The following is a 26,884-nucleotide window of genomic DNA, read 5'->3' as shown; positions in this document are numbered from 1 at the left end:
GGGAGGTTCGGAGGTCGAGCCCGAGGGGGCGTACGCACCGGTGGCGTCACGGTGGTGGGTGTGCGGATCGGTGAAAGCCGCTGCGTCGGCGGATGATCCGATGATTGGATAGGCCCCCGTATCGCCGGGGCGCGGGTCGCCGTAGAAGGCGGGATCGACCGGGCCGCCTGTACCCGCCGCGTACCGGGCGGCCAGGTCCTCGTCGAAGGCCGGTGTGCCACGGGCGATTCCGGGTTCACCGTCGTGACGTGGCCCGCCGTTGGCCGCGGCGTCCGCGGTGGTGGAATGGCCGAGCAGGCCGCCCGCCTGGTGGTCGAAGGCATCGTCGTGCTGGTCGACATCCGGGATGGCGTGCCGCATCCGTCTCAGCCTGCGCAGCTTGTCCGGAGTCCGCATCGGGGTGGTGGGTGGTTCGTAGATCGGCAACTGTTCCGTCGGATCATCCACGGCGCCACCACTTTCCCGGCAGCGCCGTGAGGAATTCGGTGACCTGGCGGGCCGAAGCGGCGACATCGAAATCGCGGGCCCGTACCCGGGCGGCCTCGGCCAGCTTGGTGCGCAGTTCCTGATCGGCGATCAGCGTGTCCAGGGCGTGGGTGAGCCGGGCGCGCTCGCCGGCGTCCACCAGCAGCCCGTTCACGCCCGGCTCGACGATCTCCTCCGGCCCGCCCGGCCGGGTCGCGATGACCGCGCAGCCGGCCCGCATGCCCTCCACCACCACCTGACCGAAGGGTTCGGGGAGCACCGAACAGTGCACGAGGATATCGGCGTCGCGCAGATAGGGTTCCGGATCCTCGACGTGGCCGGTGAACACGACCGGGAGATCCAGGGCGGTGGCGTGGACCTCGAGCTCGCGGCGGTAGTCCTCCTCGTCGAAGAAGGTGCCGCCGACCAGGAATACCTCGCGGGGCAGGTTCCGCACATCGGCCAGGGCGCGCAGGAACAGGTCCTGGCCCTTCCACGGCGCGAGCCGGCCGACCACGACGACCACGGTTTCCGCCGCCGGGCGCTGTTCACGGTGACCGGATTCTTCGCTCGCCGAACGATATTCGACACCGGGATAGGCGACCAGCGCACGCCGCCGCCAGGTGTACAGCGAGGCGAGCGTGCCGCGACTGTTGGCGATGTAGCCGTCCACCGCCAGCCAACCGAGCAGCCGGACCGCCACGGCGAGCCACCGGCCGAAGTAGTCGGCCGAAATCCGGTCGTGCACATGCCAGACGAGCGGAATACCGGCCCGCCGCGCGGCGACCGCACCCATGAGCATGGCCTTGCTGCTACCCGCCACCAGCACGGTGGCCCGGAGCTCGCGCATGGTGCCGCCGAGCCGCCAGCCCAGCCGCAGCAGGCCCAGCCCGCCGCGCACCAGGCTGCGCACCCCGGCCTTGTCGATGGTCATGGCGCGCGAGTCGAAATCATTGCGCACCACGCGGGTTTCGATGCCGCGCTCGGCCATCCGGCGCAGCATGGGGCCGTCCTCGGTGTAGACGACCGCGGTCCGGCCCGCGGGCATGGCGGAAACCAGGCGCAGGGTGGCGAGTTCGGCCCCGGAGGGCGCGGCGGTATGCGCGAGGAAGACCGCCTGCAATGGATTCGCCCTGGGCGGTGTCATAGGCTCACGAGCTCCGCGTAGAGGTCGCGGTGCCGCCGGGCGGCGACCGGCCACGCGAAGGTCTCCGCATGGGCGCGGCACCGGCCGGGATCGGGTCGCGCACCGGCGAGGGCGGCGGTGATCCGCGCGGCGAGGGCCTCGGTATCGCCGGGCGGGACGATCAGGCTCGCATCCAATTCCCGGACGGAATCGGGCAATCCGCCGCAGTCGGACACGATCGGGGCGCGGCCCGCCGCCAGGGATTCGAGGGCGATGAGGCCGAAGCCCTCGAGCGCCAGCGACGGCACCACGGTCAGTTCCGCCCGGCGGTACCGCTCGGTGAGGTCTCGATCGCTCACCGCGCCGGTGAAGGAAATGGTGGGATCATCTGCCGCCAGAGCGCGCAATTCCGTTTCGGCAGTGCCGGTTCCGACGATCACCAGCCGGGCGTGCGCGTGCTCGGCCTTGATCGCTGGCCAGGCGCGCAGCAGCACATCGATACCCATGCGCCGTTCCAATCTACGGACGCACAGCACGGTGCCGGGAGCGGTGGGCGGCTCGGCCGCGGCGAAGCGGTCCAGGTCCACTCCGGGTGGGATCACCCGGACCTGTTCCGCGGGCACCCGGTAGTCGTTGATCAGCAGTTGCCGAAAGTGCTGGGACAGCACGACGAACCGATCCGCGAACGTGTAGCGGAGACGTTCGAGGAGGTACTTCGCCCGCACTGCCCGCGCACCCTCACCGGCCATACGGCTCTCCGCGGCCCAGGGACCGTGGAAGTGCACCACGAGCGGATTGCGGACCGGCGAGGGTCCGTACAGCGAGAAGTGCCGATCGAGCACCGCCCCGCGCGGCAGGTCCGCGCGATCCAGATACGCCGCCCGCGCCCGCTGCAGCGTGGAACCGCCGGTTGCGCCCCAGCTGCCCGCGCCGTCCGGCGCGGTACCGAAAGCCTTTGCCGTCACCGATATTTCGGGCTCGCGGGCGAGGGCGGTGTACAGATCGGTGAAGTATCGATTGAGTCCGCCGGGGGCCGCCGAAAACCACTCGGAACCCGTCATATGCACCCGAAGCGGTTGCGCCAAAACCCTCACCCCCGGGTTCGTCACAGACAGAACCGGGCCGATGGTCACGGCCCGAGCGCCATTGCAGCGCAAGTGTATGTCACCGCGCGCGGCGGGGCGGGTTATCGCTCCGCAATCAACCGGGCGACCGGTCCCAGCCGAATGATTGCCCACGGCAATCGAACTGACCCGTCCGGAGCGGCACGCTCTATCACATGCTCACCGGCGAACTGCCGTATCCGGGCGAATCCACCGCCCAGCTGGTGGCGGGTCATCTCAGCGGTCCCATCCCGCGTCCCAGCGAGCGAAACCACGCCGTACCCAGCGCCTTCGACGCGGTCATCGCCCGCGCCCTCGCCAAGGACCGCGAACAGCGCTACGCGAGCTGTGGTGAACTCGCCACCGCGGCGGCCCAGGCCCTCGCGGCCCCGACCCACCCGTGGAGCAATCCGGGCCTGCCGGTCCAGCCCGCGGGGCTGCCATCCCAGCACCTCGGATCACCGAACCAGGACGCGATGCCTGCCGTCCAGGACGCGGTGCCCACCCAGACCTCCCCGCCGCGGCACCTCGTCACGGGCCCGGTTGCCGCACCGCCGATCCCGGGATTTCCGGCGGCGCATCCGGCCGCGCCCCGGCGGCGCCCGGGGCGGAAGTGGCTGCTCGCGGCGGCATCGGTCGTGGTGGTGCTGGCCGCCGTCATCGGCCTCGGATTCGGCACCGGTGCGCTGCATTTCACGGTCGGCGCACCGGACGCCGGTGGGGGAGCGCCCCTGATCGTCGCCGGCAAGGACAACCAGACGCAGGATGCCGCGATCAAGGCGGCGTGCGCCTACGGGCAGCTGATCAACACCTACGACTACAGCAATGGCGACGGCTGGCAGGGCAAGGCGCTCGCCGGTGCCACCGGGGACTGGAAATCGCAGCTGCAGGGCATGCTTCCGGCCATGCGCATGCTGCTGGAGAGCGGTACCCACACCCGCTCCACGGGCGGCAAGTGCACCGTCACCTCCGGAAGCGGGACGCATTACGAGCTGACCGGGAACTTCGATCTCGTCGATACCGTGAACGGCAAGGACGCCAATCAGCGCAGCGAATCCATCGGCATGGCGATGGACTACGTGAACGGCCGCTGGCTGTGCAGCCGGATGGATCTGCCGCTGCTGCCCAGCTGAACTCGGATGATCTTGGGAGTGAACCCGTTTCGGGCCCCTGCCCTATTTGTCCGGTGTAGCGCAAAGCCGTAACGGTGCGATAGATTCCCTGCGAATTCATGCTCGTCACACCGGGCGTCGGAAGGAATCGAGCGTGGGGCAAACTGGCGCGGGGGACGGTGCCGGGAAACATCGGGTACTCATCGACAACGGCGAGTACTGGCTACGCAATCGCGGTGATATCGCGATGATGGTGATGACCGTCGAGCGGTTACGCGAGCGCTGGCCGCACGCGCGCATCGGCATGCTCACCGACCAGCCACACATCCTGAACGGCCTCTTACCGCAGGCCGAACCGGTGGTCGCGTACGCCGGCGGGCAATGGGGCCGAGGCAGCGGATGGGGCGCGGGCGGGGTGCCGGGGCGGCTCGATCGAGCGGCCGCGGTGCATCTCACCGGACCCGCGGCCGTGCAGTGGCGGGCGCTCACCGAAGTGCCCAAACACCATCTGCGCGAGGCGCGTGACCGGGTTCGCGACGGGGTGCGCGCCCTGACCGGCGAACCACGGCCCGAACGCGATGACGGCATGCCGGACCTGCCGCCGGTCCCCGCCGCGCTCGCGGATTCGGCGCTGGTCATCGCCCAGGGCGGTGGCTATATGACCGATATCGACAAATACCAGGCACACCGCACCCTCAACCTGCTGGAAGCCGCGCAACAGCACGGCATTCCGAACGTGATGATCGGCCAGGGCCTCGGCCCGATGAACGATCCTGAGTTGCTGCGCCGCGCGGCGACGGTGCTGCCGGGCGTGGATCTCATCGCGGTCCGTGAGGGCCTGCGCGGACCCGAACTGCTCGAACAGGTCGGCGTCCACTCCGATCGCATCCTGGTGACCGGCGACGATGCCGTCGAATTCGCCTACCGCCTGCGGCGTCCGGAGATCGGCACCGATCTGGGCCTGTGCCTGCGCATCTCGGACTACTCCAAGGTGAGCGATTCGGCCCGCGACACCCTCGGCGAGGTGGTGCGCCGCGAGGGCCGCGCCCTGGGCACCGCGCTGGCCCCGCTCATCATCTCCGAGTACGACGACGAGGACCGCCGCCACACCCTGCCCCTGCTGGGCGGGGCGCACCGCACGCGCCCGGTCATCGCCCGTACGGGGACCGCGCAGGATGTGGCACGGCAGGTCTCGCGTTGCCGGGTGCTCGTGACGAGCGCCTACCACCTGGCGGTATTCGCGCTGTCCCAAGGCATTCCGGCGGTGGCTGTAACGGCATCCCAGTATTACGACGACAAGTTCTATGGGTTGGCCGACATGTTCGAAGCAAGCACCGCCGACGCGAGCACAGCCGATGCCGGTACCGCCCAGGCAAGCACCGCCGAAAGCGAGGCGGCCGGCGCGGGGCTGCGCATCGTGCATCTCGACTCCGAGCACCTCGAAACCGAACTGACCCGTGCGATCCGGCAGCTGTGGGAAGCCGCCCCCGATCTGCGGGATACGTTGCAGCGCAAGGCGGTCGAACAGATCGATGCCGGGCGGGCGGGTCTGGAGCGGGTTTACGGGCTCGTGGACGGGGATGGCGGGAACCGGCCTGTTGCCGACAGTGCCGTATCACTTCAGGGGGAGTAATGAAGAACCTTTCGGTGTGTGTCCCGGCCTTCGATTCCGGGCGCACCCTGGAGGCCACCATGCGCTCGATTCTGGCCCAGGACACCGAGATGGAGATCGTGGTGCTGGATAATGCCAGCACCGACGACACCGGCGAGATCGCGAAATCCTTCGACGACCCGCGCGTGCGGGTGCACCGCAACGACGAGACCCTGCCCATCGGCGAGAACTGGAACAAGGCCGTCTCGCTGTCCACCGGCCGCTTCGTGAAGGTGGTGTGCGCCGACGACATCCTGCTGCCCGGCGCGCTGGACCGGCAGCTGGAGGTGCTGGGCGACAATGGGATCGCCATCTGCTCCTCGCGGTTCCAGGTCATCGACGAGGACGGGAACATCGAGGAATCGGGCCTCGGGCTACCGGATCTGCTCGGGCCCAAGGATGCCCGCGCCCTCATGCGGGTGATCGTGCGGCGCGGTCCGGCCGATTTCGGGCCCACCGCCGCGGCGACCTTCCGGCGCAAGGATTTCGACCGGGTGGGCGGGTTCCGCGGGGATCTGGTGTTCCCCATGGATGTGGACCTGTTCGCCCGGGTGAGCGCGTTCGGCGTGTTCTTCGGCATGGCGGAAGTGCTCGCGGCCTGGCGCAATTCCAGCTTCAACCTGTGCAGCAATACCTCGACGGTCAGCAAGCTGACCGAGATGCTGCGCTTCCACCATCGGCTCGGCTCGGAGTATCCGCAGTACGTCGGCCGGGGCGCGGTGCTCGGCGGCGACTGGCGGCTGGCCCGCGCCGCCGCGGAGCGGGTGCGGGTCCGGACGGTGGCAACGGCGTTGCGCCGTCCGGATCTACTGCACTGAACGGATTCGGTCGCCGATCGTTCAGTTGCTGGTGGTCGGGCCGTAGGCCATGACGGTGTCGCCGGTGCTGCTCACCAGTTTCACGTACGGGCGGACCGTGGTGGTGCCGAGCACGCCGGTCACCGTGCCGTGGAAGCCGGCCAGGGTGATGCAGCCGTCGGTGCCGGAGACATCGCCGTTGGCGGCGTCCACCGAGGTGATGCCGGGGCCGAAGGCCACATCGAGTTCGCCGCCGACCGTCGGGATCAGGTTGAAGACGTAGAGCGACGGCGGCGTGGTGACCTGGACTTCCAGCTGCGGCGTCTCGTACTGCACATTGAGTTTGCCGGTCAGCGTGGCCGGATAGCCGACCTGGTAGCCGATGGTGATGTGGCCGTTCCAGTCGCCGGTGCCGCCGGAGACGTGGAAGCAGGCCTTGCCGTTGTGGAACCACTCCCGGGTGAGCGGATTACCGTCCAGCGGCGGTACGAAATTGATCTTGGTGTCGGCCACGATCGCCTCGACGGTGCGGCCCTGCTGATCCACCAGCGAATTGCTGGCATCCACGGCCGCGCTCGAAGTTCCGCCCCCGAACACCACACCGACGGTGCCGGCGACCGCGATCGCCAGCGTGCGCGTGACCATGCGCTGTTGCTTCCCCATGACTCTCCCCATTCCCTCATCAGGTGTTACGCGTTACGAGCCCGGCGCGATCTCCGTGCCGGGCGAATCCTAGTGCCGCTCAGTGCGATCCGGGTACTTCCACCACCCACCTCCCGTCCAGCTCCGGCAGCCGCGCGCGCACCTCGGGCAAGAGGTCGGGCAGGGTGAGCAGCACCCGATCCGGTTGCGCGGCAACCAGTGCGGCAGGATCGATGATCGGCACGTCGGTGCCCGGCATGCGGCGGCCCTGCTTGGCGGGCGAGGCATCGGCCACCGCGGTGAGCAGGCCGCGGTGCACACCGGCCAGGTGCAGCAGCGCCACCGCGCGGGAGGCCGCGCCATAGGCGTAAACCGAACGACCGGACGAGGTTTCCCGTTCGAGCCAGGCGCGCAGCGCGCGAGCCTGCCGGTCGGCCGCATCCTGTAACGCGCGCAGCGTATCCGGTTCCGTCACAGCCGATTCGGCCGCCAGGATCCGCAGCACGGTGTCGTCCGGCTCGATCGGGGCGTGCACGGCCGCGACCAGTACCGTGCCGCCGTAGAGATCGAACTCCCAGGCCGTGGCCACGCTCATACCGGCCGCGGACAGCAGCGCGCGCAGCGCGGTCAGCGAGTAGTAGGCGAAATGGCCGTGCCGCAGCGCGGTCCACTGCTGCTGCGCGACGATGGTGTGCAGCGAATGGAACTGCAGCAGCAGCACGCCGCCGCGCGCGGTGGCCGCCGCCCGCCGCGCGAACGCGGCCCGCTGATCGGGCTCGTGCATGATGCCGAAACAGTCCAGCACGACATCGGCGGCGCCTGTCGCGGTCTCGACGAAACCCTGTGCGCCCAGCAGCGGCAGCCAGCTGCCACCGTGCGGACTGCCGAATTCGCGCACGGTCCGCCCGCGCAGCCAGCCGGCCGCCGTCACCCGGGACACAGCGTCCGCGGCCTGATCCCGCAGCGCCTGCGGCTCCACCGCACGCGGCTCGGCGGTGACGGTATCGTCCTCGGCGAGCTGCGCCAGCCCGCAGGTACGGCAGAGATCCATACCGAGCGGATGCCCGGTCTCGGCGGCGTCCGGAATCGCGTCGATGGCCGGAAAGTCATCTGCCGCAGGCATTTTGCCGAGATCCAGCACCCGGACCAGGGTCCCGGTTCCGCATCCGCGACACCCGCGCATTCGCCCGCCGCTCATGGCACCATGGCCTGGTGCGCATCGAACCGACCGAATTGGCCGACGTCCTGCTGCTGACGCCGCAGCCCTATCGGGACGGCCGCGGCCTGTTCACGCGGACCTTCGACGCCGCCGTCTTCGACGAGCACCTCGGGATCCCCGGCCTGTCCGCCACTTTCGTGCAGGACTCGCAATCGCGGTCCTACCGCGGCGTGGTGCGCGGCATGCACGGCCGGGCCGGGCGCGGCGAGGCCAAGCTGGTGCGCTGTGCGCACGGCGCGGTGCACGACGTGCTGGTGGACATCCGCCCGGACTCCGCGACCTTCGGTCGGCAACGGGCATTCCTGCTGGACGACAAGGACTTCCGGCATCTCTACGTGCCGCCGGGCTTCCTGCACGGCTTCCAGGCGCTGACCCCGGTGGCCGATGTCTGCTACCGGATCGACCGGCCGCACGATCCCGCCGAGGACCTCGGCGTGGTCTACGACGATCCCGATCTGGCCATCGAATGGCCGCAGCCGGTCACCGTGGTGTCGGAGCGGGACGCGCGCGCGGGATCCTGGCAGCAGCTGATCGCGGCCCAGCACCTCGCGCCCCGGGCTTGATCGCCTCACGCCCCGATCCTCACCTGGCGCAGTTCGTCGTCGAGAACTCCGTTCTCCTTCAATGACTTCAGGTGCGCGAGGCGCGTGAAACGCTGGAAGAACGCGTCGGTGGTCAGGCCGCGTGCGGTGTACTCGCGATACAACTCGGCCGCGCCGTCCGGAATGCTCCACTCCGCCTCGTAGCCCAATTCCTCGCGGGCGGCGGAGAAGTCGACGCGGTAGGAACGCGGATCGGCGCCCGCCTCGCCGGTGATGACGAGCGTGGACCCGGGCACGGTGTCGACCACCGCCTGCGCGATCTGCGCGACGGTCAGGTTATTGGTCTCGGTGCCCACGTTGTAGGCCCGGCAGTGGATGGCGGGCGCCGGCGCTTCGAGGCATACCGCGAACGCGCGGGCGATGTCCTGCGCGTGCACGAGCGGCCGCCACGGCGTGCCGTCGGACAGCACCCGCACCTCACCGGTGAGCACCGCGTACCCCACCAGATTGTTGAGCACGATATCGGCGCGCAGCCGCGGGGAGAACCCGAAAGCCGTGGCATTGCGCAGGAATACGGGGGAGAAGCTCGCATCCGCGATGGCCGCCACATCGTCCTCGACCCGGACCTTGGACTCCGCGTACGGGGTCAGCGGCTTGAGCGGCGCGTCCTCACCCACCAGGCCGTCGCCCGCCGCGCCGTAGACCGAACACGTGGAGGCGTAGAGGAACCTCTGCACCCCGGCCTCTTTGGCCAGCCGGGCCAGCCGCACCGAGGCGTGATGGTTGATGTCGTAGGTGATGGTCGGGGCCAGCGCCCCGAGCGGATCATTGGACAGCGCCGCCAGATGCACGACCGCGTCGAACCCGGCGAGCTGATCCGCGCGCACATCCCGCAGATCGACGGTGACGGTGGGCGGGGGCGCCGGCGCCGCGCCCAGCACGCAGTCCGCGAAATACCCGATGTCCAGGCCGGTCACCTCATGACCGGCCTGTTGTAGCAGCGGCACCATGACGGTGCCCAGATAACCCTGATGCCCGGTGACGAGCACGCGCATGATCACGCACCTCCGAAAGTGATGGTGGCCTTGTCCAGCAGGAAGGACTCGGCATGCCGGGCGCGGCACTGCACCCCGCGCAGCCGGGACAGGCCCAGGAAGGACTGCTCGTCGAACCAGTCCCGGTCGCGTTGCGAGGGATAGTGCTTCAGCAGCAGCGCCGCCTTGCGCTCGGCGATGCCGTCGGGCAGCGGATGGAACACGGTCGGCCGCGGAGTATCGGTCTCCCACTTGAGAATCTCGTAGCCGAGGATCAGGTGGTCGCGGAACTCGGTGGGCGCCAGCTCGGCCAGCAAGCGGTGATCCTGGTGCGCGTCACCGCGCTGGGGCGCGAACACCAGTTGCGGCGTCCCGTCGCGGCGCAGCGCCGCCACCGCGTCCTTGACCCGTTCCCAGTGCGCGGGCGCGTAGCCGTCCGGCACGTCCAGGACGCGCAGCTCCAGATCGGCTCCCGGGCAGAAGGATTCGAGCGCCAGCTGCTCCTCCCGGGCGCGCTCGGTGCCCGCACCGCTGAGTACCAGCGCCCGGACCCGAAGTCCCGCAACGGAATCGGCGAGACTCAGCAGCGTGCCGCCGAGTCCGATGGCGAGATCGTCGCAGTGCGCGGCGAGCAGGGCGATCTCGCGGACCGCGCCGGTGTCGAGTCGGATCATGCGCCGGCGTGCTCCCAGACCATCCACGGGCGATCGCCCTGCTGATAGCCGGAATCCAGTTCCGCCCGCTCCTTGAAGGTATCGGCCGGCTTCCAGAAGCCTTCGTGCTGATAGCCGTACAGCCGGCCCTGCGCGGCCAGGGCGCCGCAGGCGTCCTCGACCAGATCACCGCCCTCGGGCAGATGGTCGAAAACCTCCGGCGTCAGCACGAAGTAGCCGCCGTTCTCCCAGATCGGCAGTCGCGAGACCGGGGTGATGTTCTTGACCTCACCGGCCGAGCTCACATCCACGCAGTGGAAGGAGGACTGCGGCGGCACGATCATCATGGAGGCCGCCGCCCCCGAAGCCCGGAACTGCGCGACCATCTCGTCCAGTGGGGCGTCGGTGAGGACGTCGGCGTAATTGGCCAGGAAATAAGGCTCGTCACCCAGATGCGGGCGCACCCGGCGCAGCCGCTCACCGATCGGCGACTCCACTCCGGTGTCCACGAAGGTGATGGTCCAGTCGCTGATATCGGACTGCAATAACTCGACCTTGCCACCCCGAATCACGAAATCGTTGGACACCGACTCCTGATAGGTGAGGAAGAAGTTCTTGATGTGCGCGGCCCCGTAACCGAGACACAGAATGAAATCCTTGTGACCGAAATGCGCGTAGTAGCGCATCACATGCCAGATGAGCGGGCGCGGGCCCACCATCTGCATCGGCTTGGGAATCATGTCCTCGGTGCCGTTGCGCATCCGCATGCCGTAGCCGCCGCAGAACAGTACGACCTTCACTTCGCTTGCCTTCCTGCGTGATTCGCGGCGTGATGCAGCGTGGGGAGGGGATAGACCAGTTCGCCGCCCCAGGACCGGACATGGTCCAGCTGGGCGGTCAGCTCGGCTTCGAGATTCCAGGGCAGTACCAGCACCACGTCCGGGCGGTCCGCGTCGATGCGTTCCGGCGGATGGATCGGGATGCGCGCGCCGGGGGTGAACCGGCCGTGCTTGTAAGGATTACGGTCCACGGTGTACTCGAGCAAGTCGGAGCGAATCCCGCAGTAATTCAGCAGCGTGTTGCCTTTGCCGGGCGCCCCGTAACCCACAACCCGCTTACCGGAAGCCTTGGCGTCCAGCAGATATCGCAGCAGTTCCTGGCGGACGTGCTCGGCGCGCGGGCGCAGGCCGAGGTAGCCGGCAACCTCGTGGAGACCGGCCAGCTGTTCGAGTCGCAACACTTCCGCTACTCGTTCGTTCGGCTCGGCGATACCGTCCGGCCGCGCCCACAGCCGCAGCGAACCACCGTGTGTCTGCAGCAGTTCCACGTCCACGACGGTGAGACCGGCGGTGGCGAGCGCGCGCTGCGCGGACAAGAGCGTGTAGTACTGGAAGTGCTCGTGATAGACGGTGTCGAACTGCCCGCGCGTCACCAGCTCCAGCGCGTGGTGCACCTCGATCGACAACCAGCCGTCATCGGCCAGCAGCGCCCGCAGTGACCTGGTGAAACCCAGGAGATCGGGGATGTGGGCGTAAACGTTGTTGGCCACCACCAGATCTGCGGGCCCGTGCTCGGCGCGCACCCGCGCGGCGAGCTCCTCGTCGAGGAAGGCGGTGGTGGTCGGGACGCCCTTCTCCCGGGCGGCGGCCCCGACGTTCACCGACGGTTCGATGCCCAGGCACGGGATGCCGGAGGCCACCGCGTGCTGCAGCAGATATCCATCGTTGCTGGCGACCTCAATTATGAAACTATTCTTGTTCAGATTTAGCTGCTGGATTGCCTGCTCCACGAAGAGTTTTGCATGCAGCACCCAGCTGTCCGAAAATGAAGAATAGTAGGCATATTCGGTGAACGTTTCCTCCGGCGTGATGAGCGCCGGAATCTGCAGCAGCAGACAGTTTTCACAGAGACGCAGGTGTAACGGGTGAGTTAACTCCGGCAGGTCGAGCTCGCCGGCGGTCAGGAATTTCTCGCAGGGCGGCGTCGCGCCGAGATCGAGAATGCTTATCAGACGGTCGGATTCACACACACGGCAATGCACGCAGATTCCCCTCTGTCCACCGAACCCAGGCTTCCGCTGCCATCGGCTGTCCTGTGTTCGGATCGATCCGGCCTTACGTTACAACAGGATTCACCAGGACCGCCCGGGTCCGGGCGTGGCGACTGCTGCGGGAGGAGTGATTTTTCTGCGGGTCGCAGAACCGGGTTTCCGATGGGCAAACGCTCGAGCCTTGCAAACCAAGGGCTGCGACCATCTCACACTGTGCGAGTTGCGTAGATCAACCTGCGATTCTGCGAATAGGGGAAATAGGGGGAAACGCAAGGGAAACCGGTTGTGTCGGTTCGAGCTACCGCGCGGATACGTTGCGGGAGCGGCAGGTTGGCACTCTATGTCAGAGCCGGTTGTGTAACATTCGGCTTCTGGTCATCGACGCAGTTGGTGACCGTATCGGTTGTCATGGTCCTGAAAGCCCTTGGGAAACCGGCGTCAGCCCGTTCGTGGAACTGATCAGCGGGGATCGGAACCGAGTTCTCCCGTGGGGGAGGTGCGTTCGTTTCATGAGTTTCGAAGTTTCAGCCCGTCGCCCTGTGCGTGCGACACGGCTGCCGCGGCCGGAGCCGCGTTCCGACAGAGAACGATGGCAGGCGGACTATGCACGCCGCCTGTCGATGAGCGACCTGCTGGTGGTGTGCGCGGCGGTCGGCATGGCGCAGTTCATACGCTTCGGCGGCTCCGAGGAGCCGCCGTTGGCTTCCACGCTGCCGCTGGAGGTCGGCTACACCGTCGTCACGGTGGTGCTGGTGCTCGCGTGGACCGCCACCCTCACCCTCAGCGGCACCCGCTCGCCACGCGTAATCGGCAGTGGCACAGAGGAATACCGGCGCGTCGTCTCCGCCTCGCTCAAGCTCTTCGGCGGCATCGCCATCGTGTCGCTGCTGCTACGCGTGGATGTCGCCCGCGGATACCTGGCCATCGCCCTGCCGCTGGGCATGCTCGGCCTCATGATCGAACGCCGTCTGTGGCGCGGCTGGGTCGCCGGGCGCCGGACCCGCGGGCAGTTCCGCACCGCCACCCTCGTGGTCGGCAGTCCGGAGGCGGCGCGCGCCATGATCGCCGCCTTCTCCCGGGATCGGGACAGCGCCTATCGGATCATCGGCATGTGCACCCGCAGCGAGGTCGCCGTCGCCGAACCCGCGGTCGTGGTGGACGGCCGCGAGATCCCGATCCTCGGCAGCGATGCGGACGTGCTCGAGGTGGTCCGGCGCACCGGCGCCGATACGGTCGCCGTCACCGCCACCGACAATCTGGGTCCGGCCGACTTCCGGGGCATGGCATGGGAATTGGACGAACTCGGCGCCGAGCTGATCGTCACGCCCGGGCTGGTCGATATCGCCGGCACCCGGCTCACCCATCGCGTGGTCGCGGACATGCCCATGCTGCACGTGGAGAAGCCGCAGTACGACCGTGCGAAGTCGATTCGCAAGGGGGTCTTCGACTTCTGCTTCGCGCTGCTCGCCGTCGTCACCATCGCGCCCGCCCTCGCGGCCATCGCGTGCGCGGTGAAGTTCGGCAGCCGCGGGCCGGTGTTCTATCTGTCCGAGCGCATCGGCCGCGACGGCGCGCCGTTCCGGATGATCAAGTTCCGCAGCATGTACGTCGACGCCGAGACGCACATCAACGCGCTCATCGACACCAACGGCGGCAATCCGCTGTTCTTCAAGATCCGCAACGATCCGCGGGTCACGCCCATCGGCCGGGTGATCCGCAAGTACAGCCTCGACGAGCTGCCGCAGTTCTTCAATGTGCTGCGCGGCGAGATGAGCATCGTCGGGCCGCGGCCGCAGGTGCAGCGGGAGGTGGAGGCCTACGACGGGATCATGCGCCGGCGGCTGCTGGTCAAGCCCGGGGTCACCGGTCTGTGGCAGGTGAGCGGGCGGTCGGATCTGCTGCCGGATGACGCCATGCGCCTGGATCTGTCGTATGTCGAGAACTGGTCGATGGTGCTGGATCTGCTGCTGATCGCGAAGACCATCGGCGCGGTGACGAAGGGCGAAGGGGCCTACTGAGCGCAGCCTGAGAAAAGTGAACGGCTTTTACTAAAAGGTGTTCACAAAAGTCGGTGTGGTGTGGTTCACTCCAGTAGAACGTGTTCCAAAGGAGGTACCGTGTCCGCGCCGTCCGTGCCCACCGGCTTCGATTTCACCGATCCCGATCTGCTCGCCCAGCGACTTCCCGTCGAGGAGTTCGCTCAGCTCCGCCGCACCAACCCGGTCCACTGGGTGCCGCAGGCCGACAACCTGACCGGCTTCAACGACGGCGGCTACTGGGCCGTCACCAAGATGGACGACATCAAGGAGATCTCCAAGAACCCGGAGCTCTTCTCCTCGGAGGAGAACACCTCCGTCATCCGCTTCTACGGCGATATCGCCCGCGAAGAGATCGAAGTGCAGCGCTACCTGCTGCTCAATATGGATCCGCCGCGGCACACCAAGCTGCGCCGCATCATCTCCAAGGGCTTCACCCCGCGCGCCATCGAGAGCCTGCGCGAGGCGCTGCGCGAACGCGCCGAGCGAATCGTGCACGAGGCCAAGAAGAACGGCGGCGGCAACTTCGTCGAACAGGTCGCCTGCGAACTCCCGCTGCAGGCCATCGCCGAACTCATCGGCATCCCGCAGGAAGACCGCGGCAAGATCTTCAACTGGTCCAACCAGATGATCGGCTACGACGACCCCGAATTCGACGGGGACCACAAGGTCGCCACCGCCGAGGTCATGGGCTACTCGTGGAACCTCGCCGAACAGCGCCGCGCCTGCCCGATGGACGACATCGCCTCCACCCTGCTGCAGGCCGACGTCGACGGTGAATCGCTGGCCTCCGACGAATTCGCCTGGTTCGTCATCCTGCTGTCCGTGGCCGGCAACGAGACCACCCGCAATGCCACCACCCACGGCATGAAAGCCTTCGTCGACAACCCGGATCAGTGGGAGCTCTACAAGGAGCAGCGTCCCCGCACCGCCCCCGACGAGATCGTGCGCTGGGCCACCCCCGTCATCGCCTTCCAGCGGACCGCCATGCAGGACACCGTGATCGGCGGCCAGGACATCAAGCAGGGCCAGCGCATCGGCATGTTCTACAGCGCCGCCAACTTCGACGAAGAGCACTTCGAGGACCCCTACAAGTTCAACGTGCTCCGCAACCCGAACCCGCACGTCGGCTTCGGCGGCACCGGCACCCACTACTGCGTGGGCGCGAATCTGGCTCGCCTGCAGCTGGATCTGATCTTCAACGCCATCGCCGACGTCATGCCGAACCTGCGCCAGGTATCCGAACCCGTCCGCCTGCGCTCCGGCTGGCTCAACGGCATCAAGAGCTGGCAGGTCGCATACGAATGAGCGGTCAGGGGCCGGAGGAGTCGCTCCACCTCCCTGTGCTTGCCTGCGTAACCACGTAGGCCCCCCGCTCATTCTGTAGTGGATACAGAATGAGCGCCCGGGCCCGTGGCGTCGACTAGCGTAATCACCTAGCGAAGGCACACGGGCCCAAGCTCCTTCGACATGGAGACGACAATGAGCGAGATCCGCCGACGCGGCAGGATGCCGGCGGTCAGCGATGCCGACATCCGTCGCGTCGCGCGTTCACTACTGGTCGAGCAGGGGCCGGACGCCATCACCCTGCGGGCCATCGCGCGGGAGCTGGGTATCACCGCTCCCGCGCTCTACCGCTATTACGAATCGCGGGAATGCCTGGTCTCGGCCGTGCGCACCGAGGTGTGCGCCGACCTCGCGGTGTACCTGGCCGCCGGGTTGGACGGCCTGCCCGATGACGCGGGCATCCGCTTCTTCGCCATCTGCCGCGGCTTCCGGCGCTGGTCGCTCACCCACGCGCAGGAATTCACCCTCGTCTTCGCCTCACCCGCGGCCGCCGGAATCGACAGCGCCATGCGGCAATTCGGCGAACCGGTCGGGCGGCTCTTCCTCGAGGCCGCGGGCCGGCTGCTCAGCGACTACGACGTCGTCACACCCCCGACCGAACTCATCCCCGCCGAACTCCGCGACGATCTGGTCGGCTTCCAGACCGATCTGCTGCGCGTCCTCGCCGAATCCGGCCAGAAGTTCCCGGCCGAAAAGCTCGATCTCGGCGTGAGTTACGTGATGATCCAGTTCTGGGCCCGGCTCTACGGTCACGTCACCCTGGAAGTGTTCGGCAACTACCCGATCCACGTGACCCACCCCGATGTGCTGTTCGATTCCACGCTCGCCGATATCGGCCGCACCATCGGAATCGGCGTCGGCTGAACGGCTCAGCTTATGGAGACCTCGCAGTTGGTCTGGAACACCGCCTTGGCCGGGACATCCAGCGTCGCCGTGCCGATGACCTTGATCCGCGGTACCTGATCCGCGTTCGGCGCGTCCGCGGACGGCAGTGCGGCGAACCAGCAGTCGTAGCCGTCCGGGGTCAGCACCCACTCGTCATCGTGATCGAAACCGTTCTGGAGCATGCCGCCCCGTGGTGAATACAGCACATTGCGGTCGCTCGTCACCGTCAGAGGCGCCGCCCCGGCCAGACCGGCGCCCATCCCGAGGAACGAAACAGCAAGGGCGGCAACCGTGATCACACGTCTCATGCCCTCATAGTGCCCTACCGAGAGGCGCGGGCGAGCTCCCCGATTTCCTGGGGCAACGCGTCGGGCTCGTCCGGCACCGCCTCACCGAGGCCGATCCGGCGCTGAATCCGCTTCATCCACGCGGGCGCCCACCAGCATCGATCACCGAGCAACTGCATGGTCGCCGGCACCAGCAGCATGCGGAGCAGCGTCGCGTCGATGAAGAGCGCCGCGATCATGCCGTAGGCGATGTACTGCATCATCACCAGATCCGAGAACGCGAAAGCGCCTGTCACGACGAACAGGATCAATGCGGCAGCGGTGATGATGCGGCCGGTGTGCGCGGTGCCCTCGCGGATCGCCTCCGAGGTCGAGGCGCCGCGCGCACGCGCCTCGACCATGCGGGACACCAGGAACACCTCGTAGTCGGTCGACAAGCCGTAGATGATCGCGATGATCACCGCCAGCACATTCGCCTGGATCGGCTGCGGAGTGAAGTTCAACAGCCCGGAACCGTGGCCCTCCACGAAGATCCAGGACAGGATGCCGAGCGTGGAACCCAGGCCCAGGGCGCTCATGAAGGCCGCCTTGAGCGGCAGGATCAGCGAACCGAAGGTGAGGAACATGAGGATCGTGCTGAGCGCGAACACCAGCAGGATCATCAGCGGCACCCGGTCCAGCATGGCTGCGATGGTGTCGTACTGAATGGCGGGGACGCCGCCGACGATCATCCGGGTTCCGTCGGGAACGTGCAGCCCGCGTAGGTATTTCATGGCCGCGTCGGGGTGTGACGAGTCGACCATGGTGGCCGTGGTGCGGAAGACGTCCGGCTGGGTGGTGGAGCGGGACGGGATGCCGAACCCGGCCGAGGTGAGACCCGGCGCCTTGTTCGCCTGATCGACCAGCGGGCCGATCGCCGTCGGATTGTCGGTGATGAAGACCAGCTGGAGCGGGTCGGATTTGCGGAACGGGAAGTACTTGTCGATCTGCTCCTGCGCCACCCGGGTGGGGTTGTCCGGCGGCAGGTACTTCTCGGTGAAGCCGCCGAAGGCGATGCTGCGGATGGGCAGGATCAGCAGGAACAAGCCGATCACGATGGGGATCGCGACCTTGCGCGGATTACGGATCACCCACGAGGTGCTGCGGCTCCACAGACTGGCGTCGATCTCCGCGGCCGTGCGGGTGCGGCGGAAGCGCTTGAGGCCGAGCGCATCCACCCGCCGGCCCAGGATGGCCAGCACCGCCGGCAAGATGGTGATGGCCGTCAGAGCCGCGAGCGCCACCGTCGCGATCGCGCCGTAGGCAATCGATTTCAGGAAGCCCTGCGGGAACAGCAGCAGCCCACCGAGACTGGCGATGATCATGGTGGCCGAGAACACCACGGTGCGGCCGGCGGTCATCACGGTGCGCCGCACGGCGGTCGGGACGTCCCGGCCCGCCGCCAGTTCCTCGCGATAGCGACTGACTATGAACAGGCCGTAATCGATTGCCAGGCCGAGACCGACCATCGAGACCACCGGGGCGACAAACGAGTTCACCGGGGTGAAGTGCGTGATGATCCGCACGATGCCGTTGGCGCTGCCGACCGTGAGCACGCCGCCGATCAAAGGCAGCGCGGCCGCGACGATGCCGCCGAAGACGAAGAACAACAGCACCGCCACCAAGGGAATGGCGAGCACCTCCATCCGGTGCATATCGTCGGCGATGGTGCCCTGCAGCGCGCTCGCGACCGGTTGCAGACCGCCCACCTGGACATCGACGCCCGGAATCGCGAAGGCGTTCTTGATCGACTCGTAGCCGGAGGTATCGGCGGTGTCCTTCAGTGCGATGGTGGCGATCGCGCGGGTCTTGTCCTTGGTGGCCGCGGCCACCGCGGCCGACCCGGTCTCGGTGGGCCAATACGCGAGGTTCACCTTGGCGATCTCGTCCGGATACCGGTGCGGCAGGCTGTTGAGACTGGCCACCACGGCCGAACTGAAATCGGGATCGTCGACCGTCTTGCCCGCGGGCGCGGTGTACAGCACCGCCACATCGACATCGTGATTGCGGCCGAAGGCTTGATCGGCCAGTATCGCGGCCTGTGTGGACGGCGAGTTCGGATCGTCCATTCCACCCGAATAGAGCAGGTTCTGAACACCCCACCCGTAACCGCTCAATGCCAGGAGGCCGGCGGCCACCACCGCGATCACTCCGAAACGCCAGCGGCAGACCACGTCTCCCCATCTTGCGAACACAGGTCTCCCACCGCTCCGATTCATATGACACGGTAACAAGTCAGACGAGAGGGCGGCACGGCGCGGTGTCTCACAAGGGTTTTCGACCTTGCCCGCGGGCCGCCGACCGGCGGTAGGGTTTTGATCATGAGTTACGCCTTGAGCATCTATCTGGTCGATCTCGACCGGGTGCGCAATGCGATCGGTTCGCGGGATCACGACCTGCCGCAGATGATCGGGGGCCGGTTCCGCGACGAGTTCGCGCACGCGGACGAGGTGTTCGCGGACCGCATAGCCGACGGGTGGCCGACCCGGCTCGAGGCGGTGCGCGCGGTCGTCGCCGGAGGTCCCTTGCACCCCGAATTCGCCGCCCAGTACGCGCACGCGTATCAGGCCATCTGCGCATTCCACGGACGGCCGCAGGACAATTCGTCCTTTTCGCCGTGCCGGGCCGGCTGGCTGGAAACCGTGGACGACGGGCTGCTCGAACTCGGGATCAGCGGAATCACCCTGTCGGACTTCGGGTATCCCGGACTCCCCGCGGGCCTGCCCACACCGGAGTTCGCCTGGGGTTACTCCGAGTGGTCGGCCGAGGAGTGCGCCAAGCTGCTGGCGCAATGGGAGCAGACCACGCCGCAGCGGCGCTCGGCCCTGCAACGCGATGTGCTGGAGGCGATCACCTCCTGCATGGGGTGGGCGCGCGCGGCCCGCGACGTGCCGGGCCGGGGCCTCGCCGGATTCCTCGCCTAAGCGCCCGGCCGGGTCAGCTGATCCGCCGGGTGCCGGCGCCTCGGGAAACGCTGAACCGGGGGCGGCGAATCGTGCCGAACCGCTTGACGATTCGCGGCCTGCGCAGATCACGGGCGATCCACTCACCCAGCGTGACGCCCGCGGCCAGCGCGCAACCCACCGCGAAGGCGCCGAACAGCTGATTGATACCGATCAGCTGTTCGCCGTCGAGCAATGCGTACAGGCCGCGATAGACCCGCAGGCCCGGGAGCAGGGGAGTGATGCCCGCGACCGCGACCACCAGCGGCGGCGTCAGCGAGCGGCGGGCGGCCAGGCCACCGGCCAGACCCACCACGGTCGCGGCCGCGCCCGAGGAGACCACCGGGCCGAAACCCGCGTGCTGCACCAGCAGATAGACGATGGTCGCCGCCGCACCGCTGAAGGCCGCCGCGGCGAGAGCCCGCCGCTCGGCATAACAGGCCAGGGCGAAGGCCGCGGCGGTCACCGCACCCGCGAGGAGTTTCAGCGGCAGATTGGTGAGGTCGCGACCCGGCGACATATCCACCGTCGGCACGCTCGCGTCGAACATCTCGGCCACCCGCAGCGTGAGGGTGATGCCCGCGATGATGCCGCCGGTCATCATCATGACCTCGAGCATGCGGGCCGAGGCGGTGATGGGCGCGCCCGTGATCGCGTCCTCGACCGAGCCGACCAGCTGTAAACCGGCCAGCAGCACCGCGATTCCCGCCGCGATGATGAGCGAGGGATCCGCGTGGATACCGCGGCCGTAGGTGGACACCAGTACCGCGGGCACCGCGGCGATCATGCCGCCCACCATGTGCTGGAAGAAGAAGGGCAGCCCGCGCCGGTTCAGCACCCGGTTCGTGCGGTCGATCAGCATGGTGGTCGCGAAACTCAGCACCGCGATGAGCGCGCCACCATTGAGCAGTACCGCCACGCCCGCGGCCATCAAGGCCCAGCCGAAGGTCGCGATCCAGCGGTGATACGGATGCGGCGCGGAGGTGATCTCGTCCAGCGCCTTCAGGGCCTCGCCGGGCGGCACCAGCTCGCGCCGGATGCGCCGGGTCAGCCGGTCGACCGCCGCCAACCGGGTGAAATCGAGCGAACGGTAGTGCACCACGCGCATGGTCGAGGCCGGAGGCAGCTTGGGGCCGCGGTCGGCGGAGATACGAATCGAGTTGTAGGTGACATCGATATCGCACTTCGACAGGCCGTAGGTGGAGGCGATGAACTCGATCTGCGCGGTGGTGTCCATGACCGCCGTGCCCGAGGCCAGCACCACTTCGCCGACACGCTCGACCAGATCCAGTACTTCGGTGACGGCCTCGTCATCGGTCAGATCGATCGGCTGTACCGGGGCGGGCGCCTCCACGACCGCGTCGGCCGTGGCGTGCCGCTCGGCGACAATGCGGTCGACCAGGCCGGTCACCAGTCGTCGCCACCGCGCACGCAATCGGGGCACAGCAGCGTCGGGCGCTATCGCCAGCTCGTTGCTCACAGCGAAAAACGTACACGGGTGGCCCGGATCACCTGGTCGAGCAGGTTGGGCGCAGTAGTGTTTCGGAGTATGGCGACCGGACGCGAAGCGATTGCGGCGAATCTACGTGCGGCCCTGGACGGCCCCTGGCGGGACGTCCGCGAGCAGGCCCGCACCCACCTCGACGACGAACGCCTCTACGGCGACCCTTACCTCGACTACCAGGCGGCCAGGGCCCGCGTGCTCGACCAGATGCACCTGGTGTCCTCCTTCGGCTGGGCCGAGAAGGGTTACAAACTCGGCCACGGCGGCACCGGCGAACCCGGCGCGGCCGTCACCGCACTGGAGATGCTCGCCTACACTGATCTGTCCCTGTGGGTGAAATGCGGTGTGCAGTGGGGACTTTTCGGCGGCGCCGTCGAGAACCTCGGCACCGAACGGCACAAGACCTACATCCAGGAACTCATCCCGCTCGACCTGCTCGGCTGCTTCGCCATGACCGAGACCGGGCACGGCAGTGACGTGGCCAATCTGGAGACCACCGCCACCTACGATCCCGCCACCCAGGAATTCGTGGTGCACAGCCCGACTCCCGGCGCCCGCAAGGACTACATCGGCGGCGCGGCCGAACACGCCCGCATGGCAGCGGTTTTCGCGCAGCTCATCACCGGCGGCGAGAGCCAGGGCGTGCACTGTTTCCTGGTGCCCATCCGCGATGCGGCGGGCGCCGACCTGCCCGGCGTGACCACCTCCGACTGCGGACTCAAGGGCGGCCTGCCCGGCGTCGACAACGGCCGAATCCTGTTCGACCAGGTGCGAATTCCGCGGGAGAACCTGCTCAACCGGTATGCCGACGTGGAACCCGACGGCACCTACAGCTCCGAGATCGCCAACCCCAGCCGGCGTTTCTTCACCACCCTCGGCACCCTCGTGCGCGGCCGGGTGAGCGTCGGCGGCGCGGCCGCCGCCGGCACCCGCGTAGCCCTGAGCATCGCGGTGCGCTATGCCGAAAAGCGCAGGCAGTTCGCCGATCCCGATACCGGTGAAGAGACCGTGCTCATGGACTACCGCAGTCACCAGCGGCGGCTGCTGCCGCTCGTGGCCCGGTCCTACGCGTACGCCTTCGCACAGAACGATCTCGTGCTGCGCATGCATCTGGTGCAGACCGGACAGGATGTCGACCCCGGCGCCCAGCGCGCCCTGGAGAAGCGGGCCGCCGGACTCAAGGTCGCGCAGACCCGCCACGCCACCCGCGCCATCCAGGAATGCCGCGAAGCCTGCGGCGGCGCAGGCTATCTCACCGAGAACCGGCTGGTCACCCTCAAGGCCGACACCGATGTGTTCACCACCTTCGAGGGCGACAATCTGGTGCTCACCCAGCTGGTCGCCAAGGAACTGCTCACCGCCTACTCCGACGAGGTCCGCGATCTCGACGCGCTGGGCTGGGTCCGCTTCGCCGCCACCATGGCCCGCGATGTGGTGCGCGAACGCTCCGGCGTGCGGCAGATGATCCAGCGCCTGCGCGACCGCGGCGACGAAACCGTCGACGAGGCCGACCTCTCGCGGCGCTCGGTCCAGTTGCAGCTCTTCGCCGACCGCGAGGACTATCTGGTGCGCACCGCCGCCCACCGGCTGCGCGCCCGTGCCGAGGAGACGGGGCCCTTCGAGGCGTTCAACAACGCGCAGGACCACATTCTCACCGCCGGCACCGCGCATATCGAACGGCTCGTGCTCGAGGCGTTCATCGACGGCATCGCCGATATCGAGGATCCGGAGGCCCGCGCGCTCGCCGAGACGGTGTGTGATCTGTTCGTCTACACCACCATCGAGGAGAACCAGGCCTGGTTCATCATGCACCGGTTCATGTCCGTCGAACGCGCCAAGAACGTGCGCCGCGGCGTGAACGAACTCGTGGACCGGCTGCGGCCGGATGCCCTGACCCTCATCGAAGGATTGGGCGTGCCCGAGCGCATGCTGCACGCGGTCATGCTCGAGGAGCCGAAATCGCTCGCCGAGCAGGAACACGCTCGCGTCACGCGCTGAACCCTGTCGCACACTGAACCTTATTGCCGCCGTGCATCGTTGAGAGGTTGACCACAATCTCCACGGCCGCCCTATGATGCCGTCAGTATGAGGCTGCCCGCGCTCGCGTGCGGGCAGCCGCGGCAGGGCGGGGGAGTGCATCGACACGAAGGGGAGCGCGGCGTGATCACGAAGCTGTTCACCCCCGCGCTCCGGGCACCGAAGACCGTACTCGTCCTCGCCGGTATCGCCTTCGTGCTGTGCGGACTGCTCGGTGTGCACGCGCCGCCCCGGCTCTCCAACGGCGGCTTCGTGGCCACCGATTCCGAATCCGCCCGCGCCGCCGACATTCTCGAACGCGATTACGGAGTGTCCGGCACCCAGCTGGTGCTCACCGTCGAATCCCCGGGCGGCGCACAGAGTCCCGCGGCCGTGGCCCGGGGCGGGGAGATCGCCCGGCAGCTGCAGGGCGATCCACGGATCTCGACCGTGGCGTCGCCGTGGACCGATCCGGCCGCGAGCGCCGCGCTGACCAGCACCGACGACAGCATCGGTCTCATTACTGCCACCGTGCGCGGCGATGAGAACCACGCGCCCGCCAGCGCGCGCGAACTCGCCGATCGCTATCGCGGCACCCGCGACGGCGTCACCGTGCGCGCAGGTGGCCAGGCCATGGTGTGGGCCGAAACGGGGGACCAGACCCAGCGTGATCTCGGTATCGCCGAGGCCATCGCGCTGCCGCTGACCTTCCTGCTGCTGGTGTGGTTCCTCAGAAGCCTGGTGGCCGCGGCCATTCCGTTCGTCACCGGAGTCGTCGCCATCGCCGGGGCGACCACGGTGCTCTACCTGCTCACCTTCGTGGTGCAGCTGTCGGTGTTCGCGCTGAACATCGTCACGGCGATCGGATTGGCGCTGGCCATCGACTATTCGCTGCTCATCATCGGGCGGTATCGGGAGGAGATCGCGCGCGGGCGGGATCGGACCGGGGCGCTGACCGTGGCCATGCGCCGCGGCGGGCGGGCGGTGGCCTTCTCCGGGATCACCGTCGGCATCGCGCTGCTCGGAATGCTGTTCCTGCCCATGAACTTCCTGCGGTCGCTGGCCCTGGCCGGACTGGCGGTGGTCGCGCTGTCGATCGTGCTGGCACTCACGCTGGTGCCCGCCCTGCTCATGCTGCTCGGTGAACGGATCAACCGGAAACCCTTGCGCGAAGCGCGACCCGTGGAACAACAGGTGCTCTACCGGATCGCGCGCGCGGTTCAGCGCCGCCCCGCGCTGTGCGCGCTGCCGGTGCTCGCGCTGCTGATCGCGCTGGGGTCGCCGATCTTCGGGCTGAAGCTCGGACTGCCCGATGATCGAGTGCTGCCCGCCTCCACCGAATCCCATCAGGTCGGGGATCTGCTGCGGAATCGGTTCGCGGACAATGCCACCGGCGCCGTGGACATCCTGGTCACCGGCGCGAACACCGATGTCGGCGCGTATGCGGCCGCCCTGTCGAAGGTTCCGGGCGTGGACGGCGTGAGCCCGCCCGCCGCCGGGCCCGGCACCGTGCTGCTCACGGTCTCGACCCACCTCGACCCCTACTCCGACGCCGCCGTGCGGCAACTCGACGCGCTGCACGCCGTCCCCGCTCCGGCCGCCACGCTGTTCGGCGGCCTGGCCCAGCAGAACGCGGACGCGGCTTCCGGTGTCACCCAGGGCTTTCCGAAGGCCGCCGCCTGGATCGCGGTCATCACCTTCGTCCTGCTACTGCTCCTCACCGGCAGCGTGGTGCTCCCGTTGAAGGCCCTGGTCCTCAATGTGCTCTCGCTCTCCGCCGGCTTCGGCGCCATGGTGTGGATCTTCCAGGACGGCCACCTCGGCGGCCTGGGCACCGACGCCACCGGCTACACGATCGGCACCCTGCCCGTCCTCTTGTTCTGTGTCGCCTTCGGCCTCTCCATGGACTACGAGGTCTTCCTCCTCGCCCGCTTCACCGAAGAATGGGAGCACTCGGCGAAAACCCGGGCCGACAACGACACCGCGGTAGCCCTCGGCATCGCCCGCTCCGGCCGCATAATCACCGCCGCCGCCCTGCTCATGGCGGTCGTCTTCGCGGGCATCGCCGCCAGCGGCGTCACCATGAACCGCATGCTCGGTCTGGGCCTGGCCGTCTCCGTCCTCATGGACGCCACCCTCGTCCGCATGATCCTGGTCCCCGCCTTCATGCGTCTCATGGGTACGGCCAATTGGTGGGCCCCGCGCCGGGCGAAACCACTTCTCGAGAAGGCCGCGCTCCGGGAGTGACGAAAGTATGAAATGACCGCCGCGGGCGCTGTTTCCGCTTGTCGGCGGCGTCATCCGGGACGACTGTGTAACTCGTTAGCCTCTGCAACAAGGAGTTACATGAGCGAGGAACCGAACCCGTCGCGTCCGCGAACCCCGACCCTGAACCGCCGCAGCCTCCTCGGCGCCACCGTGGTCGCCGCCGCCGGAGCAGTCAGTATCGGCGGCTTCCTGTTCACCGAGGACCGCCTCGGCCCGGTACGCCTCACCGCGCGCCGGCTGGTGGACGGCCTCCAGGCCGCGAGCGGCCGCTACCCCGGCTACCGCCGCAATCACGCCAAAGGCGTGGCCGTCAGCGGACATTTCGAAAGCAATGGCGCCGGCGTGGAATTCAGCAAGGCCGTGGTCTTCGAAGCGGGCACATACCCGCTTGCCGGACGCTTCTCGCTGGCGGGCGGCAATCCCTTCACCGCCGACACCCCCGACGCGCGCCGCGGCCTGGGCCTGCGTATCCACCTGCCCGGCGGCGCGGAATGGCGTCTCGCGCTACTGAACATCCCCGTCTTCACCGATACCGGACCCCAGGACTTCTACGACCGCACCGCCGCCTACGCACCCGACCCCGCCACCGGGAAGCCCGACGCGAAACGGATCCGGCGCTACCTGGATACGCACCCGAAAACCGTTGCGGCCCTGCAGACGATAAGACAGGCTCCCGCGGCCTCGGGCTTCGCGAACTCGACCTTCCACGGCCTCAACGCCTTCGAATGCACCGCTTCCGATGGAACCACGACACCCGTGCGCTGGCGGCTGGAACCCGAGGCCACGAACTCCGCGAGCACCGGCCAGGGCCTGGACGAACTCTTCACCGGATTGTCGAAAGACCTGAAGCCAGGGCCGTTGCGCTGGAAGCTGATCGTCACGCTGGGGGATCGGAGTCAGGACCGCACCGACGACCCGACCGTCGCGTGGCCGAGCTCGCGCCGCACCGTCGAGGTGGGAACCGTGGTGCTCACCGGTTTGACCACCGAAACCGCCGCCAACGTGCGAGACGTGAATTTCGATCCGCTGGTCCTGCCCGACGGCTTAGCGGCCTCCGATGACCCTGTGCTGCAAGCCCGTTCGGCCGCCTACGTCGAATCCTATCGCCGGCGCGCCGGGGAAACCGCTACCCGCGGACCGCTCCGAGTGGAGGCGCTGGGATGAAC

General features: G+C 68.0%; 22 protein-coding genes. 11 read left to right on the top strand and 11 right to left on the bottom strand.

All coding sequences use genetic code 11. The features are described 5' to 3' along the window. Nucleotides 1-439: 439 nt before the first annotated feature. Nucleotides 440-1,612: a glycosyltransferase family 4 protein gene (locus ACH438_RS13010; protein WP_397004510.1), complete on the bottom strand. Its 1,173-nt coding sequence runs from the start codon at nt 1,610-1,612 to the stop codon at nt 440-442. Beyond that, the gene (locus tag ACH438_RS13005; protein ID WP_397004508.1) at nt 1,609-2,652 is read right to left on the bottom strand and encodes a glycosyltransferase family 4 protein; all 1,044 of its coding nucleotides are present in this window, start codon (nt 2,650-2,652) and stop codon (nt 1,609-1,611) included. Before ACH438_RS13005 ends, ACH438_RS13010 begins: the two co-directional genes overlap by 4 nt. 218 nt (nt 2,653-2,870) lie before the next feature. Between ACH438_RS13005 and ACH438_RS13000 the strand changes: the two genes are divergently transcribed. The 3 genes from ACH438_RS13000 to ACH438_RS12990 all read left to right on the top strand — a co-directional run bounded on the left by ACH438_RS13000 (nt 2,871) and on the right by ACH438_RS12990 (nt 6,275). Further along, nucleotides 2,871-3,827, top strand: a complete 957-nt coding sequence (locus tag ACH438_RS13000; RefSeq protein WP_397004506.1) for a hypothetical protein — start codon at nt 2,871-2,873, stop codon at nt 3,825-3,827. A gap of 133 nt (nt 3,828-3,960) precedes the next feature. Further along, a complete protein-coding gene (locus ACH438_RS12995) occupies nt 3,961-5,439 on the top strand; it encodes a polysaccharide pyruvyl transferase family protein (protein ID WP_397004504.1) in 1,479 nt (492 codons plus the stop codon). Then, nucleotides 5,439-6,275: a glycosyltransferase family 2 protein gene (locus ACH438_RS12990; RefSeq protein ID WP_397004502.1), complete on the top strand. Its 837-nt coding sequence runs from the start codon at nt 5,439-5,441 to the stop codon at nt 6,273-6,275. Before ACH438_RS12995 ends, ACH438_RS12990 begins: the two co-directional genes overlap by 1 nt. A gap of 21 nt (nt 6,276-6,296) precedes the next feature. Here the strand turns inward: ACH438_RS12990 and ACH438_RS12985 are convergent, their stop codons facing one another. Both ACH438_RS12985 and ACH438_RS12980 read right to left on the bottom strand, forming a co-directional pair. Further along, nucleotides 6,297-6,917, bottom strand: coding sequence for an MspA family porin (locus ACH438_RS12985; RefSeq protein ID WP_397004500.1), 621 nt, complete (start codon nt 6,915-6,917; stop codon nt 6,297-6,299). A gap of 79 nt (nt 6,918-6,996) precedes the next feature. Continuing rightward, nucleotides 6,997-8,079, bottom strand: coding sequence for a class I SAM-dependent methyltransferase (locus ACH438_RS12980; protein WP_397004880.1), 1,083 nt, complete (start codon nt 8,077-8,079; stop codon nt 6,997-6,999). A 29-nt stretch (nt 8,080-8,108) separates the two neighbouring features. Here ACH438_RS12980 and rfbC point away from each other — a divergent pair, with 29 nt between their 5' ends. Then, complete coding sequence (gene rfbC, locus ACH438_RS12975; RefSeq protein ID WP_397004498.1) at nt 8,109-8,678, top strand: dTDP-4-dehydrorhamnose 3,5-epimerase; 570 nt, start codon at nt 8,109-8,111, stop codon at nt 8,676-8,678. Between the two features lie 5 nt (nt 8,679-8,683). Here the strand turns inward: rfbC and ACH438_RS12970 are convergent, their stop codons facing one another. From ACH438_RS12970 to ACH438_RS12955, 4 genes are read right to left on the bottom strand one after another with little or no spacing between them, the layout of a single operon-like run. Then, on the bottom strand, nt 8,684-9,712 hold the full coding sequence (locus tag ACH438_RS12970) for an NAD-dependent epimerase/dehydratase family protein (protein WP_397004496.1): 1,029 nt from the start codon (nt 9,710-9,712) through the stop codon (nt 8,684-8,686). A gap of 2 nt (nt 9,713-9,714) precedes the next feature. Continuing rightward, the gene (locus ACH438_RS12965) at nt 9,715-10,365 is read right to left on the bottom strand and encodes a PIG-L deacetylase family protein (protein ID WP_397004494.1); all 651 of its coding nucleotides are present in this window, start codon (nt 10,363-10,365) and stop codon (nt 9,715-9,717) included. Further along, entirely contained in the window at nt 10,362-11,144 is a 783-nt protein-coding gene (locus ACH438_RS12960; protein WP_397004492.1) for a sugar phosphate nucleotidyltransferase, read from the bottom strand. The genes ACH438_RS12965 and ACH438_RS12960 overlap by 4 nt, the downstream gene beginning before the upstream one ends. Beyond that, entirely contained in the window at nt 11,141-12,385 is a 1,245-nt protein-coding gene (locus ACH438_RS12955) for a methyltransferase domain-containing protein (RefSeq protein WP_397004490.1), read from the bottom strand. The genes ACH438_RS12960 and ACH438_RS12955 overlap by 4 nt, the downstream gene beginning before the upstream one ends. A gap of 629 nt (nt 12,386-13,014) precedes the next feature. Between ACH438_RS12955 and ACH438_RS12950 the strand changes: the two genes are divergently transcribed. The 3 genes from ACH438_RS12950 to ACH438_RS12940 all read left to right on the top strand — a co-directional run bounded on the left by ACH438_RS12950 (nt 13,015) and on the right by ACH438_RS12940 (nt 16,641). Continuing rightward, nucleotides 13,015-14,412: a sugar transferase gene (locus ACH438_RS12950; protein ID WP_397004488.1), complete on the top strand. Its 1,398-nt coding sequence runs from the start codon at nt 13,015-13,017 to the stop codon at nt 14,410-14,412. 99 nt (nt 14,413-14,511) lie between these two features. Continuing rightward, entirely contained in the window at nt 14,512-15,738 is a 1,227-nt protein-coding gene (locus ACH438_RS12945) for a cytochrome P450 (protein ID WP_397004486.1), read from the top strand. A gap of 174 nt (nt 15,739-15,912) precedes the next feature. After that, nucleotides 15,913-16,641 (top strand): TetR/AcrR family transcriptional regulator, encoded by a 729-nt coding sequence (locus ACH438_RS12940; protein ID WP_397004484.1) that lies wholly within the window; start codon nt 15,913-15,915, stop codon nt 16,639-16,641. A gap of 5 nt (nt 16,642-16,646) precedes the next feature. On the opposite strand, the gene ACH438_RS12935 is transcribed toward ACH438_RS12940, so the two are convergent. Both ACH438_RS12935 and ACH438_RS12930 read right to left on the bottom strand, forming a co-directional pair. Next, a complete protein-coding gene (locus ACH438_RS12935) occupies nt 16,647-16,970 on the bottom strand; it encodes a hypothetical protein (RefSeq protein ID WP_397004482.1) in 324 nt (107 codons plus the stop codon). Nucleotides 16,971-16,984: 14 nt separating this feature from the next. After that, entirely contained in the window at nt 16,985-19,183 is a 2,199-nt protein-coding gene (locus ACH438_RS12930; RefSeq protein WP_397004480.1) for an MMPL family transporter, read from the bottom strand. A 126-nt stretch (nt 19,184-19,309) separates the two neighbouring features. Here ACH438_RS12930 and ACH438_RS12925 point away from each other — a divergent pair, with 126 nt between their 5' ends. Continuing rightward, on the top strand, nt 19,310-19,912 hold the full coding sequence (locus ACH438_RS12925; RefSeq protein ID WP_397004478.1) for a hypothetical protein: 603 nt from the start codon (nt 19,310-19,312) through the stop codon (nt 19,910-19,912). Between the two features lie 13 nt (nt 19,913-19,925). On the opposite strand, the gene ACH438_RS12920 is transcribed toward ACH438_RS12925, so the two are convergent. Beyond that, complete coding sequence (locus ACH438_RS12920) at nt 19,926-21,374, bottom strand: threonine/serine exporter ThrE family protein (protein ID WP_397004878.1); 1,449 nt, start codon at nt 21,372-21,374, stop codon at nt 19,926-19,928. A gap of 105 nt (nt 21,375-21,479) precedes the next feature. Here ACH438_RS12920 and ACH438_RS12915 point away from each other — a divergent pair, with 105 nt between their 5' ends. The 3 genes from ACH438_RS12915 (at nt 21,480) to ACH438_RS12905 (ending at nt 26,882) form a co-directional block, all read left to right on the top strand. Continuing rightward, nucleotides 21,480-23,432 (top strand): acyl-CoA dehydrogenase, encoded by a 1,953-nt coding sequence (locus ACH438_RS12915; RefSeq protein WP_397004476.1) that lies wholly within the window; start codon nt 21,480-21,482, stop codon nt 23,430-23,432. A 162-nt stretch (nt 23,433-23,594) separates the two neighbouring features. Beyond that, a complete protein-coding gene (locus ACH438_RS12910; protein WP_397004474.1) occupies nt 23,595-25,697 on the top strand; it encodes an MMPL family transporter in 2,103 nt (700 codons plus the stop codon). Nucleotides 25,698-25,796: 99 nt separating this feature from the next. After that, nucleotides 25,797-26,882 carry a catalase family peroxidase gene (locus ACH438_RS12905; protein WP_397004472.1) on the top strand — a complete coding sequence of 362 codons (1,086 nt, stop codon included), beginning with the start codon at nt 25,797-25,799 and terminating at the stop codon, nt 26,880-26,882. Nucleotides 26,883-26,884: the final 2 nt, after the last annotated feature.

It is taken from the genome of Nocardia sp. NPDC020380 (genome assembly GCF_044386975.1).
Taxonomy (GTDB): domain Bacteria; phylum Actinomycetota; class Actinomycetes; order Mycobacteriales; family Mycobacteriaceae; genus Nocardia.
This window is presented reverse-complemented; position numbering and strand designations above follow the sequence as displayed.